The sequence below is a fragment of the Stenotrophomonas sp. 96582_Sma genome, assembly GCF_056480905.1.
Window position 1 is genome coordinate 2,165,350 of sequence record NZ_CM151122.1, and the last position, 14,139, is coordinate 2,179,488.

Consider the following 14,139-nt stretch of genomic DNA (forward strand, 5'->3'; position numbering starts at 1 on the left):
GGGCGAGCTTGAGCGTGGAAACGCTCTCCAGCCTTCTGCAAGGCCCATGCCAATCCGCCACCGGGCACGAAGAAGGGGGCTTGCGCCCCCTTCCCGTTGTTGCCTTGTACTACCGCTGGATCAGCGCAGCAGGCTCAGCACGTTCTGGCTGGACTGGTTGGCCTGGGCAAGCATGGCGGTACCGGCCTGCTGCAGGATCTGGTTGCGGGTCAGCTCGGCGGTTTCCGAAGCGTAGTCCACGTCGCGGATGCGGCTGCGGGCAGCCGACATGTTTTCCGACGAGGTGTTCAGGTTCGCAACCACCGAGGTGAAGCGGTTCTGGATTGCACCCAGGTCGGCGCGGGCGGAGTTGATCGAGTTCAGGGCAGCGTCCATCGCCAGGATGGCGTTGTCGGCACCGTCCTTCGAGGAGATGTCCAGATCGGCAAAGCCTTCAGCGGCCTTGCCTGCCGTGAACTTGGCGGTGCCAGTGGCCAGGCCGGTAGCATCCTTCAGCTTGTCGGCGGTCAGGCTGCTCTTCACTTCGAAGTCGGCCTTCTCCGAGGTCAGCTGCAGCTTGCCTTCCACCAGCGAGGCGGTGACACCCGTCTCGTGGGTCTTCGCATTGATTGCGTTGACCAGTGCGGTGCTGCGCTCGCCTGCGGTCTTCGCACCGCCGACGGTAATGTCGACGAAGCCGGAGCCATCACTCTTGCTGATCTGAAGTTCGCCAGCGGCGACGCCGGTGGAGAAGTCGGCAGCCTTCGGCAGAACGGTCGCTGCAGCAACAGTCTTCGCTGCGGTGAGGTTGCCGCCCGTCATGCTAAAGCCGGCGCCAGCGTTCGAGATGACGCCAGAAGTGCCATCCATGGTCACACCAGAGGCGGCCAGAGTAGCGTTGCTATTGATCGCCGTGGCCATCTTCGAGATGAGGTCGGCAGCAGCAGCGGCATTGTCCGCGCCCGTTGCAGCAGCGACGGTGACGTTCACACCGTTCACATTCAGAGTGGACTCGGCATAGCTCGTAGCTGCCGTGAAATCACCCGCCGCGACGGTCGCCGCAGTTGCATTTGGGGTGCCTGCGGTTGCGCCACCCACCGGTACGGCGCCGGTTGCGGTCGCAGCTTTCGACGCGGTGGTCCAGTTACCCAGCTTGCTGATGTTGGCGTTGGCAACCTGCGAGATGTTGATCGTCTGGCCCTGGTTGGCGCCGATCTGGAAGGCCTGGTTGGTGAAGGTGCCGTCCAGCAGGTTGGTGCCGTTGAAGTTGGTCTGTTCGGCGACGCGCTGGATTTCCTGCTTCAGCAGCTGCACTTCGGCGTTCAGGGCCTGACGGTCGGAATCAGAGTTGGTTGCGCTGCGCGACTGCACGGCCAGCTCGCGGACGCGCTGCAGGTTGTTGCCGATCTCACCCAGTGCGCCTTCGGCGGTCTGGGCCAGCGAGATGCCGTCGTTGGCGTTGCGGGCGGCCTGGTTGGCGCCGCGGATCTGGGTGGTGAAACGCTCGGAGATCGCCAGGCCGGCAGCATCGTCCTTGGCGCTGTTGATGCGCATGCCCGAGGACAGGCGCTGAATGGTGGTGGCCAGGTTGGCGCCGCTGGTGCCCAGGTTGCGCTGGGCGTTCAGCGACATGGTGTTGGTGTTGATGACTTGTGCCATGGTGCGGTTTCCTTGTAGGCAGTGTGTCCGGCAGAGCAGCCTGACCGGTTTCGGGGGGCAGTGGCTGGCGTCCCCCCAAGGGGTGTGCTACCGCTGCTGAAATCAATAACGGCACTACCCCTCCGGCCTTTAGCGGAGTTTCGATCCTTTTTTCTCTGGTCAAACGAAAAGGCCCCGCCATCTGCATGGCGGGGCCCGGCTCCAGCTCGAGTGGTGCAGGTATTACGACTGCAGCAGGCGCAGTACGTTCTGCGGCACCTGGTTGGCCTGGGCCAGCATGGCCGTGCCGGCCTGCTGCAGGATCTGCCCGCGGGTCAGTTCGGCGGTTTCCTGTGCGTAGTCAACGTCGCGGATGCGGCTGCGTGCGGCGGACAGGTTCTCCGAATTGGTGTTCAGATTGGCGATGGTCGAGGTGAAGCGGTTCTGGATCGCGCCGAGGTCGGCGCGGGCCGAATTGACCGACTGCAGCGCCGCATCCATGGCGAGGATGGCGTTGTCGGCGTTGGCCTGGTTGGAGATATCCAGTTCTGCAAAGCCCGTCTGGGCCGTACCTGCGGTGAATGCCGTGCCATTGGTGGCGCTGCTGCCTGCCGTCAGGCCAGTGGCATTGGCCAGCGCGGTGGCGCTCAGCGAGCCACCAATGGTGAAGTTGCCTTCCTTGTTTTCCAGCTGCACCTTTCCGTCGATCAGCGATGCGGTGACGCCGGTTTCGTGGGTCTTGGCGTTGATGGCGTTCACCAGCAACGTATTGCGTTCCGAGGCGTTCTTTGCGGCGCCAACGTTGATGTCGACCACGCCACTGCCATCGGCCTTGGTCAGCGTCAGCTGGCCGGCAGTGATGGCGGGGAAATCAGCAGCAACTGCCGGCGTGCCGTTTTGATGGTTGGCGACAAAGGCGCCAGTGGCGAAGCCCTCACCGGTACCAGCGCCGGTGACGGTGATCGGCAGATCATTGCCGTCGGCGCGCGAGAACGCCAAGGTGCCGGCAGCGACGGTGCCACTCATGGTGATGCCGGCGGCGGCCAATGCATCGGACTTGCTGGCCAGTGCTGCGGTAATGTCAGCGGCGGTGACATTGGCGCCAGCAGCAGCGGTATGGATCGAAATGCCGCCTACTGAGAAGCTGAAAGCAGGAGCAGCGGCCGCGACATCATTGAAAATGCCGGAGGTACCCGAGGTCGTCGGAATCGCAGCCTCGGCGCCACCGGTCGCAGTCTTGCCGGCCACGCTTGCCGGGGTCGAGGCACTGGTCCAGTCGCCCAGCTTGTGCACATTCGCATTGGTGATCTGCGAGATGTTGATGGTCTGGCCCTGGTCGGCGCCGATCTGGAAGGCCTGGTTGGTGAAGCTGCCGTCCAGCAGGCTGGTGCCGTTGAAGTTGGTCTGCTCCGCAACGCGCTGGATTTCCTGCTTCAGCAGCTGCACTTCGGCGTTCAGCGCCTGGCGGTCCGAGGCGGAGTTGGTTGCGCTGCGGGCCTGAACGGCCAGTTCGCGGATGCGCTGCAGATTGTTGCCGACTTCGCCCAGTGCGCCTTCAGCGGTCTGTGCCAGCGAGATGCCGTCGTTGGCGTTGCGCGCGGCCTGGTTGATGCCACGGATCTGGGTGGTGAACCGCTCGGAGATCGCCAGACCGGCGGCGTCGTCCTTGGCACTGTTGATACGCATGCCCGAGGACAGGCGCTGGATCGAGGTGGCCAGCGAGCTGCTGCTGGTGGACAGGTTGCGCTGAGCGTTCAGCGACATGGTGTTGGTGTTGATGATCTGTGCCATGGTGCTTCTCCGTGGTTGCTCGGTTGTTTCGGTGTGGAAGGCGCGGGACGCGCCGTGCTGGAAGACGGATGGAACGAGGAAAGGGACTAGCGGATCTTGTTGAACAGGGACATCGCCTGCATCTGGCTGAAGATCGTCTGGGCGGCTTGAAGGGCGGCGGTCTCCAGCTTGTATTGGCCGATGGCATCGGCGTAATCGAGGTCGCGCATCGTCGAGAGTGTGCTCTTGACGGTGACGGCTGTGGCTTCGCGGGCGCTGGCCGCGGTATCGATGGCGGCCAGCTGGGCGCCGCCCTTGGCGCGGGCGTCGATCATCGTTTCCGAGGCCCTGTTGAGGTCGCGGATGCTGGACTGCAGCGTGTTCTGCAGCGCCGTGCGCTGGCTTTCGGTGGACGGGTCGGTTTCCAGTGCGGCGACCAGTTTGTCCAGGGTGGAGAAGATGTCGCGGCTACCCGCGTCGCTGACGTTGAACTGATCACCGGCGGCTGGCTTGCCCTCGATGCGCATGCGCACGCCGCCAACGACAATGTCCTCGCCGGGTTTGTGGGTTCCGCTGCCGACCACCGTTCCGGTGCCATCAACCACCTCATAGGCACCTTCGGCAGTGCCGGTGAAGCGGACATTGAGCGTGCCGCCGGCCCAGCTGCCGCTGCCGTCACGGCTGACCGAGGTCAACAGGCCACTGCCGGTGTTGCCGGCGGCCGCGCTGGCATCCACACGGCCATCGCCGGTGGGGATGCGCATGAAGATCTCGCTGCCGGGCAGGGCGTCGGAGACCAGTTGGCCCGGTGCCACCTCCACCTGCCGCTGGTTCTGGTCACCGCTGTAGGTCACGGTGCCGCCGCTTCGCTGGAATGGGGCGTCAGCGTCGTTGCTGCCACCGAACAGGTAGCGTCCGCTGCCATCCCTGGAATTGGCCAGCGACAGCAGGCTTTCCTGGATGGTCTTCAGCTCGCTGACGATGGCCTTGAGGTCACTGGCCTTGGGCACCGGGCTGTTGGCCTGGATACTCAACTCCACGGCGCGCGACATGAGCTCATTGACCTGAGCCAAGGCGTTTTCCTGCAGGCCCAGGCGGTTCTGCACGCTGTTGGCGTTCTTGCCGAGCTGCTCGAGCCCGGCCACGACACGGTCCAGGCCAACGGCCGTACCTGCAGCGACCGGGTCGTCCTTGGCGGAGGTGATCTTGCTGCCAGTCGCGATCTGCTGCTCGAGGTGGCTGATTTTCGACTGCTTGGCGAGCATCAGCGACACGGACTGGTTGAACATCATCCCGGTGGAAATTCGGCTGCTCATCGACGGACGGCTCCCAGGATGGTCTGGAACATGTTGTCGGCGGTGGAGATCAGCTGTGAGGCGGCCTGATAGGCCTGCTGCAACCGCAGCATGTCGGCTGCTTCCTCATCCAGGTTGACGCCGGAGATCTCGTCGCGGGCTGCCTGCGCCTTGTCCGTGATGACCTGCTGCGCGTCCAGCGAGTACTCGGCCGAACGTGCCGCCGCGCCGACCTGCGTGGTCAACCCCCCCAGCGCACCGTTGAGGGTGACGGTGCCGCCGTTGAACGCCTTGGCGTCCTCGACCTTGGCCAGCTTTGCCGCGTTGCTGTTGTCCGACGAGCCTGCCGGAGTAGGGCTGATATTGAAGGTGTCGCCGACCTTCGGTGCGCCGTCCAGCACGAAGCTCCAGCCATTGGCGCTGATGGTCTGGCCCGGCGTGTAGGTCTGCGGCGGCCCACCGTTGATGGTGTAGGTGGTCGCCGACGTGAACACGATTGCGGCTGGGTCGCGCAGGTTCGGATTGGATACGTCGTTGACGGTGACGCCGGTCAGCTTCCCGGTGCCGGTGTTGGCCAGTGCAGCCGTACCCTTGACCGCTGCCGCTGCGGCGATGCGGGAGGGATCGGTGATGGCGGTTTCCAGGCTTCCGGCGACGCCCGCGGTCGGCTGCAGGAGGAAACGGTCGTTGGTGGCCGGGGTGCCGCCGACCACCAGCCTGACGCCATTGATCACCAGCGGATCGGCGGCGGTGCCGGTACCGGTCAACGCAACGGTGGCGCCAGTGTCGGCGCGGGTGGCCTGCCACTGGGTGCCGTCGAACTTGAGGACGATGTTCTGTGCCTCCAGCTTGGAGAGGTCACCGTAGGTCGCAGTGAGGCTGCCGGTACCGGTATTGGTCGCGTTGGGCGTGACGCGTGGGTTGCCGATGGTGAAGAAGTCGCCGCCCATCTTGCCGTACAGGTCCACGCCCTGGTGGTGCGCCTGGTTGAAGCTCTCGGCCAGGCCGACGGCGAGCTTGCCCAGTTCGGCCTGGGCCGGTGTCAGCACGGTATCGCGGAACTCGAGCATGCCGCCGATCTTTCCGCCCACTGCCTTGGGATCGAGCGTGATCGTGTTGCCCTGGGTTTCCAGCGCCAGTTGCAGGCGTTCGGGCTGGTATGGATCGGTCACCGTAGTGACCTTGGACGCGGTCGTGCCCACCACCAGCGCATTGCCGCCTGCGGTATAGACGTTCATCACGCCGCCATCCTGGACGACGGCAGTGCCACCGGTGTAACCGATCAGCTGCGAGATCAGCTGGTCGCGACGGTCGAGCAGGTCCGGCGCCGCGTTGGCCACGTTGCTGCCAATGGCGCCGTTGATCTGCGCAATCTCCTGCGCCAGGCGATTGACTTCCGTGGCGCCGGCAATGAGCCCGTTGTTGACCTCGCTGCTCAGGTTGTTCATCTGCGTGTTGAGCTGCACGAAGCGGCTCGCCAGGGCCTTGCCGCCATCGAGCAGGCTCTGCCGGTCGGCCGTGCCGGCCGCGTTGGACGAAAGGCCACTGACGGCGTCGAAGAAGTTGGACCAGGAGCCGGCGACATTCGTGGCCGGGTCCGAGAACAGGGCATTCACCCGGTCGGCCATGCCCGAAAGCTGCTTCAGGCGTGCCAGCTCGCCGCTGCTGTCGAGCAGGCGCGAGATGGCCAGCTGGTCGGCAGCACGGCGGATATCGGTGATGCGGGTGCCGCTGCCAACGTCCCCAAAGCCGTAGTTCTGCGGATCAGACGTGGCGAAGTCGACCTTCTGCCGGCTGTAGCCAGGGGTGTTGATGTTGGCGACGTTGTGGCTGGTGGTCGCCAACGCACGCTGGAAGGCGAGCAGGGCACCAGTACCGGTGGAAAGTACGCTGGACATGGGGTTCCTCAACGACGAGTGATACCCAGCGCCGCGGTTGCGGTGCTGGCGAAGGTCTGGCCAAGGCGTGAGCCGGCATCGGCGACGGCGCTGACGGCGCGCTCGATGGTCGGGCCGCCGGCGATCGCGGCGATCTTGGCCGCGTAACGCGGATCGGTGGCATAGCCGGCGCGCTGCAGGCCGCGGGCGAAGCCCTGCACGTCGGTGCCGGCCTGCAGGGCCTGCTGGTAACGCGGGCTGGTCTTCAGCAGACGCACGTAGTCGGCGAAGCTTTCGGCCGGCGAACTGTAGGCACGGAAGCTGGCGGTCTCGTTGCGGCGCACGCCATCGACATATTCATGGGTGCCGGCTACGGCGCGCTGGCCGTTCCAGCCATTGGCCTTGATGCCGAACAGGTTGTGCGAAGTGCTGCCATCGGCGTGCTTGATGTGGCGCTTGCCCCAGCCGGTTTCCAGCGCGGCCTGGGCGACCAGGGCGCGGGCATCCACGCCCAGTTCCTTGGCTGCACTCTGCGCGTGCTGCCAGATGCTGGCAACGAAGCCTTCCGGGGTGTGCTCGCCCAGCTGGGCGACGGCGGTGCGGGTAGCCATCGCATCGGCCGGGCTGATGGCGGTGCCGCGGTTGCTGGCGGTGGCCGACCAATGGTCGCCGTTGGCGGCCCAGTCCTCGCCCTGCAGGCTGCCGATGTACGGATCCTCGGTGCCCAACGAGCGGTGCATGCTGCTGCTCTCGCGGCCGGCGATCAGGTCCAGGGCTTGTTCCATCGGTGCGACTGCCGCCTGCGCACCGTGCTGTGCACCGGCGGCCATCTGCTGCAGCAGGCGCACGGCCTGACTGCCGTCTTCCAGCGGTAGCGACGGTGCCGGCTTGGCCGGTGCATTGAGCTGGTAGGCACGACTGGCCTTGGCCGGGTCCACGCGGGTATCCAGCGCAGGGCCGTCGGCGGCCTGGCCGGACAGCTGCCGGCTGATCATGCCCGACAGGCCCAGGCCCTTGCCGCGGGTCATCGCCTCGGCAATCTTCTGGTCGTACATCTCGCGGAACATCTTGTTTTCGCCGGGGAACAGCGAATCGCCGAAGCTGGCGTCACGCATGCTCTTGACCAGCATCTGCGCGAACTGGCCTTCCAGCTGGCGCGCGACCTTGTCGATCTTGGCCGGATCGTTCTGTTGCGCCGGGTGCAGATCGAATGCGGGATTAATACGCATATCAGATCACCTCGAGCTCGGCACTCAATGCGCCGGCCTGCTTCAGGGCTTCCAGGATCGCGATGAGATCGCCCGGTGCTGCGCCCACGGCGTTCACCGCGTGCACGATCTCGTCCAGGGTGGTGCCGCCGCTGAACTTGAACATGCGGCTGCCGTCGTTGGTGGCAGTGATGGTCGACTGCGGGCTGGCCACGGTGCGGCCGCCGGACAGCGCATTGGGCTGGCTGACGTTGGTGTTTTCCTGGATGGTCACGGTCAGCGAACCATGCGAGATCGCCGCAGGTCCCACGCGCACCTGTTGGCCGATGACCACGGTGCCGGTACGCGAATTGACCACCACCTTGGCCGGGGCGCTGCCGGGGGTCAGTTCCAGGTTCTCGATTCGCGCCAGCAGGCCGATGCGTGCGCCCGGATCGGTCGGCGCGGTAACCGCTACGGTCACGCCGTCGACCGCACGCGCGGCACCTTCGCCGAAGGCGTTGTTGAGCGCGGCAACCATGCGCGAGACCGTGGTGAAGTCGTTGTTGTGCAGGTTCAGGGTGATGTCGCCGCCGTTGGCCAACGGATCGGGCAGGGCACGTTCAACGGTGGCACCGTTGGGAATGCGGCCGACGCTGGGCACGTTCACCGAGACACGGGAACCATCCTTGCCCTGCGCACCAAAGCCGCCGACGATCAGGTTGCCCTGGGCGATGGCATAGATCTGGCCGTCAGCACCGCGCAGCGGCGCCATCAGCAGCGAACCGCCGCGCAGCGAGACCGCGTTGCCGATCGAGGACACGGTGATGTCGATCGGCTGGCCCGGCTTGGCGAACGGCGGCAGTTCGGCGTGGATCGCCACGGCGGCCACGTTCTTCAGCTGCGGGTTGACGTTCGGCGGCACGTTGACGCCCAGTTCGCCGAGCAGGTTCTTCAGGCTCTGCACGGTGAAGGGTGCCTGGCTGGTGCGGTCGCCGCTGCCATCCAGGCCGACCACCAGGCCATAACCCACCAGCGCATTGCCGCGCACGCCGCCGACCTGGGCCAGGTCCTTGATGCGCTCGGCGCTGGCAGGGGCAGCCACGACCAGCAGCATCAGCGCGACGAACGACGCCATGCGTCGCTGCCAGGAAGAAGAGGAGAAGAGTTTCATGGCCATACTCAGAACGGCGTCAGGCCGGAGTTGAAGAAGCGGCTCAGCCAGCCCATCGCGTTGGACTGCGCGACGGGACCGCGGCCGCCGTAGACGATGCGGGCCTCGGCCACGCGGCTGGACGGAATGGTGTTGTCCTGGCTGATGTCGCCCGGGCGCACGATGCCCTGCACCTGCACCAGTTCATCGCCCTGGTTGAGCCGCAGGTTCTTCTGCCCCTGCACCACCAGGTTGCCGTTGGGCAGGCGTTGGACTACGGTGACGGTGACGCTGCCCTGCAGGCGGTTGCTCTGCGCGCTGTTGCCCTTGCCGGTGAAGTCACGCGCGCCCTTGGCTGTGGCACTCAGGATGTCCTTGCCGCCGAGGGTGACCGGAGCACCGAGAATGGACGGCGTACCCAGGCTCAGGTTCGATTCCTTGTTGGTGGCCGTGTTGGCACTGGTCTGCGCGGTGGTGTTTTCCAGCAGGGTGATGGTCAACAGGTCGCCAACATCGCGCGCGCGCCGGTCCGAATACAGCTGCAGGGTCGGGCCGGCAGCGTAGATCGCGCCGGCGGTCGGCTGTGCCTGCGGCGGCATGATCGGCTGGATCGGTGCCATCGTCGGGTAGGGGCGCACGTCGCCCGCGATCACGCAGCCACCGAGCAGGGCGGCCACGGCGCAGGCGAGGGCAGTGCGGGCGAAGTTGGAAATGGGCGACATGGCGGTTTCCCGGTTTGGCCGGTCAGAGCTTGTTGTTGAGATAACCGAGCATCGAGTCGGTGGTGGAGATCGCCTTGGCGTTCATCTCGTAGGCGCGCTGGGTTTCGATCATCGACACCAGCTCTTCCACCACGTTGACGTTGCTGCCTTCCAGCGCGCCCTGCACCACGGTGCCGAGGCCGTTGAGGCCGGGGTTGCCGTTCTGTGCCGGACCGGACGCAGTGGTCTCGAGGAACAGATTCTCGCCACGGGCCTGCAGGCCGGCCGGATTGACGAAGTCGGTCAGGGTCAGCGCGCCGACTTCCACCGAGGCGGCGCCGTCGGCCATCTTCACGCTGATGGTGCCGTCGGTACCGATGGTTACCGACTGCGCGCCTTCGGGAATCTGGATGCCTGGCTGCACCGGGTAGCCGCTGTTGGTGACCAGCTCGCTGTCCTGGTTGATCTTGAACGAGCCATCACGGGTGTAGGCCGAGCTGCCATCAGGCATCTGAACCTCGAAGAAGCCGCGGCCATTGACCATCACGTCGAGGGCGCGGCCGGTCTGCTGCTGGCCACCCTGTTCAAAATTCTTGGCGGTGGCGACCACGCGCACGCCGGTACCCAGTTGCAGGCCGGTTGGCAGCTGCGTCTGTGCCGAGGAGGAGCCGCCGGGCTGGCGCACCTGCTGGTACAGCAGGTCTTCAAAACTGGCACGGTCCTGCTTGAAGCCGGTGGTGTTGGTGTTGGCGAGGTTGTTGGAAACCACCGACATGCGCATTTGCTGCGCATCCAGTCCGGTTTTCGCGATCCACAATGCCTGGTTCATCTTCGATGTCCTGTCTGGTGAAGCCGGCCGCGTGGTGCGGCCCTTGGTATCGGGTGTGCAAGCGGTGTGCCAGCGCTGGCATCAACCGGCGCCGGAATTCCGTCAGCTGCCCAGGCGCAGCATGCTGTTGGCGCTGCGCGCGTTTTCGTCGCCGTGCTTGATCACCTGCACCTGCATTTCGTACTGGCGCTGCAGCTGGATCATCTGCACCAGCGCGCCAGCGGCATCCACGTTGCTGCCTTCCAGCTGGCCGCTGTGCACGGCCGTGCCCTGTGCCGGTGCGAACGGCTGCAGTGGGTCGGTGTTGCGGAACAGGCCGTCCAGGCCACGCTCCAGGCGTTCATCCGGTGCCTGCACCACTTTGATGCGACCGATCTGCGCCATGGTCTGCGGACCTTCGCCCTGCGGGATGATCGAGAGCGTGCCGTCGGCACCGATCTCCATCGCCTGGTAGGGCGGAATGGCGATCGGGTTGTTGTTGTCATCCAGTACCGGACGGCCGCTGGAGGTCACCAGCTGGCCGTTCGGCGTCACCGACAACGCCGCGCCGCGCGTGTACGCCTCGCTGCCGTCACTGGACTGCACGGCCAGCCAGGTGCCGGTCTGCAGGGACAGGTCCAGCGGCTTGCCGGTGATGTGCTGCGAACCGGGCGTGCGGTTGAACCCGGCATCGACATGCAGCGCATCCACCCGCGAGGCAAAGCCCGGGCCACGGATCGGGAAGGCTTCGGTGTTGGCCAGCGCTTCCTTGAAGCCGGGGGTATCGGAGTTGGCGAGGTTGTGGCTGAGCGTGCCCTGCGCCTGCAGGGAGGCGCGGGCACCGGTCATCGCCACGTAAAGGGCTTTATCCATGCGGGGAGTTCCGTGACAGGGTCAGCGCGTCATCAACGGATGTTGATGACGGTCTGGGTGATCTGGTCCTGGGTGGTGATCATCTGCGCGTTGGCCTGGAAGTTGCGCTGCGCGGTGATCATGTTGACCAGCTGCTCGGTGAGGTCGACGGTGGACGCTTCCAGCGAACCGGCCTGGATCTTGCCGAGGTTGGAGGTGTCCGGCATGCCGGTGCGCGGCGTGCCCGACTCGAACGTCTCCACCCACAGGTTGTTGCCCTTCTGCTCCAGACCCTGCGTGTTGTTGAACGTGGTCAGTGCGACCTGGCCGAGGGGCTTGTCGTCGCCGTTGGAGTAGCGGGCATAGACCACGCCGGTTTCCGACACGGTGATCTCGTTGAGCTTGCCGGCGGCGTAGCCGTCCTGCTGGGTGTTGCGCAGCGCGAACTTCTCGCCGTACTGGGTCGAGCCGCTGATATCCAGCGTCATGTTCAGCTGGCCCGCGCCGGTGGTCGGGGTGAAAGTACCGAGGCTGACCTTGCCGTTGGCAGGATTGGTCAGCTTGCCGCTGTTGTCGAACGTCACCGGGGTCGGTGCGCCGGCCGGCTGGCCATCCACGTAGTTGCGCACGGTCCACTCGTTGGGGTTGGCGCCTTTCACGAAGTACGAGACCTGGATGTGGCTCACGCCCAGCGAGTCGTACACGGTGATGCCGCCGCTGGAGTGGTTGTAGCTGTTGGAGTCGGTCGGATCGAAATTGGTGACCGTCGGTTGCTTGGCGTTGGCGGGCAGGGTGAAACCGACCTTCACTTCGCTGGTCTGCTTCGGCGCGCTGTCGGTAGTCAGCAGCTGCAGGTCCACCAGGCGGCCGGCATCGAAGTTGGTGCCATCGGCGTTCGGCGCGAACACCTGCAGGCGCGCGCCCTGCGGGTTGATCACATAGCCGGCGGAATCGGTCTGGAAGTTGCCGGCACGCGAGTACACGCGCGAGCCGTTCATGTTCATTGTGAAGAAGCCCTCACCGGAGATCGCCATGTCCAGGCTGCGGCCGGTCTGCTCGTTGTGGCCCTGGATGAATTGTTGGGCCACGTTGGAAACACGCACGCCCGAGCCGGTCTGGTTCTTCGACAGGCCGTAGCTGGTGGAGGCGAACAGGTCAGCGAACTCGGCGCGTGATTGCTTGAAGCCGGCGGTATTGACGTTGGCGACGTTGTTGGCGGTGACGCTCAGGTCGGTATTGGCGGCATTGATGCCGGACAGGGAGACGTTGAAGCCCATGGGATGCTCCTGGTAGATGCGGAATGTGCGGCTCAGCTGACGCGGAGCACGTAGTCGATCGGGGCCGTGCCCAGGCCCTTGAGATTCAGGTACAGGCCGTCGGAGCCGACGGTCACGCTCTCCACCGGGGCCTGCACGAAGGTGGACAGCTTGGTGCTCTTGCCGGCGGTGTCGACGTGGTTGGCGACGATGGAGTACTTGCCCGGTTCCATGCGCTTGCCGTTGGCGTCCTTGCCGTCCCACTGAAACGCGGTTTCGCCAGCGGCCTTGGCTTCTACGCTCAGCGAGGTGACCTTGGTGCCGTTGGCATCGGTGATGTCGACGGTCACGATGCCGGCCGAGGGCGCAGCCACCGTGCCTTCGACGCTGCCTTCCTTTTCCAGTACCAGCTTTTCCGACGGCACCAGTACCTGGTGGCCAACCAGAGCGGCACCGCGCAGCACCTGGTCGCTGGCCATCGATTCCTGGAAACCCTTCACCGTCTTGTTCAGATCGGTGATGCCCTGCACGGTGGACATCTGCGCCATCTGCGCAACCATCTGCGTGTTGTCCATCGGCTTCAGCGGATCCTGGTGCTGCAGCTGCTCGGTCATCAGGCGCAGGAAATCGGCCTGGTCCAGCGTGTTCTTCTTCTTGGTGGCGTTGCTGTTCGGGGCGTTCAGGCCGAGCGCGGCGTAGACGTCCTGGTTGGTCTGGTTGTTGACGGCGGTGGTCATGGTGGTATCCGGTGCTGCGGGCCTCAGCGGCCCATGGTCAAGGTGGCCAGGGCCAGTTCCTTGGCGGTGGTCAGCATCTCCACGCCAGCCTGGTAATTGCGCGAAGTCGAGATCAGGTTGACCATCTGCGCCACCGGATCGACATCGGGCTGGTAGATGTAGCCATCGCCGTCGGCCAGCGGGTGGCCCGGTTCATAGCGCTTGATCGGCGCGGCTTCGCTCTGGGTGATCTCCTTGACCTTCACCGACGTGATGTTCGGATCGTTCTTGCTGGTCACTGCCTGGAAGATCGGTTCCAGCGGCTTGTACACGGCATCGGCGGAACCGGCGACGGTGTCGGCGTTGGAGAGGTTGGAGGCGATGGTGCTCATGCGCACCGACTGCGCCTGCAGCGCGGAGCCGGCGATATCGAAGATCGGCAGGTTGCTCATGGCTTATTGCCCCGTGATCGCGGTCAGCATGGAACGCACCTTGCTCTCGACGAAGCTGAGCGAGGCGCGGTATTCGAGTGCGGCGCGGCCATAGGCGGCACGCTCGGCATCGGGATCGACGGTGTTGCCGTCCAGGCTGGGTTGCACGCCTTCGCGCGCGATCTGGAACGGGTTCAGGCCACTACTGATCTCGTAGTGCTGCTCGTGGGTGGTGGCCATCAGGCCATTGGCATCCTGCCCCTGGGCGTGGCGCAGGGCGGCATCGAAGTCCAGGTCCTGGGCCTTGTAGCCGGGAGTGTCGGCATTGCCGAGGTTGCTGGCGATCAGCTTCATCCGCTGTTCGCGCAACGGCATGGCCTGGGCGTGGACGCCCAGGTAGTCGGTAATCAGGTTGCGCACGGTGCACTCCCACAGGAACGTTGCCCGGGAAGCTGCAAGGGGTGTGCCAAATTCGA

Annotated in this window: 13 protein-coding genes and 1 pseudogene; all 14 read right to left on the minus strand. The window is 65.3% G+C overall.

The window, feature by feature from the left end; all coding sequences use genetic code 11:
* Nucleotides 1-120: 120 nt before the first annotated feature.
* On the minus strand, nt 121-1,638 hold the full coding sequence (locus tag ACZK2R_RS10060) for a flagellin N-terminal helical domain-containing protein (RefSeq protein WP_106467965.1): 1,518 nt from the start codon (nt 1,636-1,638) through the stop codon (nt 121-123).
* A 222-nt stretch (nt 1,639-1,860) separates the two neighbouring features.
* Complete coding sequence (locus tag ACZK2R_RS10065) at nt 1,861-2,643, minus strand: flagellin (RefSeq protein WP_312022980.1); 783 nt, start codon at nt 2,641-2,643, stop codon at nt 1,861-1,863.
* Nucleotides 2,644-2,676: 33 nt separating this feature from the next.
* Nucleotides 2,677-3,408, minus strand: a pseudogene (locus ACZK2R_RS10070) (flagellin N-terminal helical domain-containing protein); the annotation flags it as partial.
* Between the two features lie 86 nt (nt 3,409-3,494).
* The gene (gene flgL / locus ACZK2R_RS10075; protein WP_049398114.1) at nt 3,495-4,703 is read right to left on the minus strand and encodes a flagellar hook-associated protein FlgL; all 1,209 of its coding nucleotides are present in this window, start codon (nt 4,701-4,703) and stop codon (nt 3,495-3,497) included.
* Nucleotides 4,700-6,580: a flagellar hook-associated protein FlgK gene (flgK, locus tag ACZK2R_RS10080; RefSeq protein ID WP_125895722.1), complete on the minus strand. Its 1,881-nt coding sequence runs from the start codon at nt 6,578-6,580 to the stop codon at nt 4,700-4,702. Before flgK ends, flgL begins: the two co-directional genes overlap by 4 nt.
* An 8-nt stretch (nt 6,581-6,588) precedes the next feature.
* A complete protein-coding gene (gene flgJ, locus ACZK2R_RS10085) occupies nt 6,589-7,788 on the minus strand; it encodes a flagellar assembly peptidoglycan hydrolase FlgJ (protein ID WP_125895723.1) in 1,200 nt (399 codons plus the stop codon).
* A 1-nt stretch (nt 7,789) separates the two neighbouring features.
* A complete protein-coding gene (locus ACZK2R_RS10090; protein WP_049421917.1) occupies nt 7,790-8,926 on the minus strand; it encodes a flagellar basal body P-ring protein FlgI in 1,137 nt (378 codons plus the stop codon).
* Nucleotides 8,927-8,928: 2 nt separating this feature from the next.
* Nucleotides 8,929-9,621: a flagellar basal body L-ring protein FlgH gene (gene flgH / locus ACZK2R_RS10095; protein ID WP_010485899.1), complete on the minus strand. Its 693-nt coding sequence runs from the start codon at nt 9,619-9,621 to the stop codon at nt 8,929-8,931.
* 22 nt (nt 9,622-9,643) lie between these two features.
* A complete protein-coding gene (flgG, locus tag ACZK2R_RS10100) occupies nt 9,644-10,429 on the minus strand; it encodes a flagellar basal-body rod protein FlgG (protein ID WP_005409571.1) in 786 nt (261 codons plus the stop codon).
* Nucleotides 10,430-10,531: 102 nt separating this feature from the next.
* Nucleotides 10,532-11,281 (minus strand): flagellar basal body rod protein FlgF, encoded by a 750-nt coding sequence (locus tag ACZK2R_RS10105; protein ID WP_032127377.1) that lies wholly within the window; start codon nt 11,279-11,281, stop codon nt 10,532-10,534.
* A gap of 32 nt (nt 11,282-11,313) precedes the next feature.
* The gene (gene flgE, locus ACZK2R_RS10110; protein WP_107431886.1) at nt 11,314-12,537 is read right to left on the minus strand and encodes a flagellar hook protein FlgE; all 1,224 of its coding nucleotides are present in this window, start codon (nt 12,535-12,537) and stop codon (nt 11,314-11,316) included.
* Nucleotides 12,538-12,569: 32 nt separating this feature from the next.
* A complete protein-coding gene (locus tag ACZK2R_RS10115; RefSeq protein ID WP_049421924.1) occupies nt 12,570-13,253 on the minus strand; it encodes a flagellar hook assembly protein FlgD in 684 nt (227 codons plus the stop codon).
* 23 nt (nt 13,254-13,276) lie between these two features.
* Complete coding sequence (flgC, locus tag ACZK2R_RS10120) at nt 13,277-13,684, minus strand: flagellar basal body rod protein FlgC (protein ID WP_010485892.1); 408 nt, start codon at nt 13,682-13,684, stop codon at nt 13,277-13,279.
* A gap of 3 nt (nt 13,685-13,687) precedes the next feature.
* Entirely contained in the window at nt 13,688-14,083 is a 396-nt protein-coding gene (flgB, locus tag ACZK2R_RS10125) for a flagellar basal body rod protein FlgB (protein ID WP_005409576.1), read from the minus strand.
* Between the last annotated feature and the right edge of the window lie 56 nt (nt 14,084-14,139).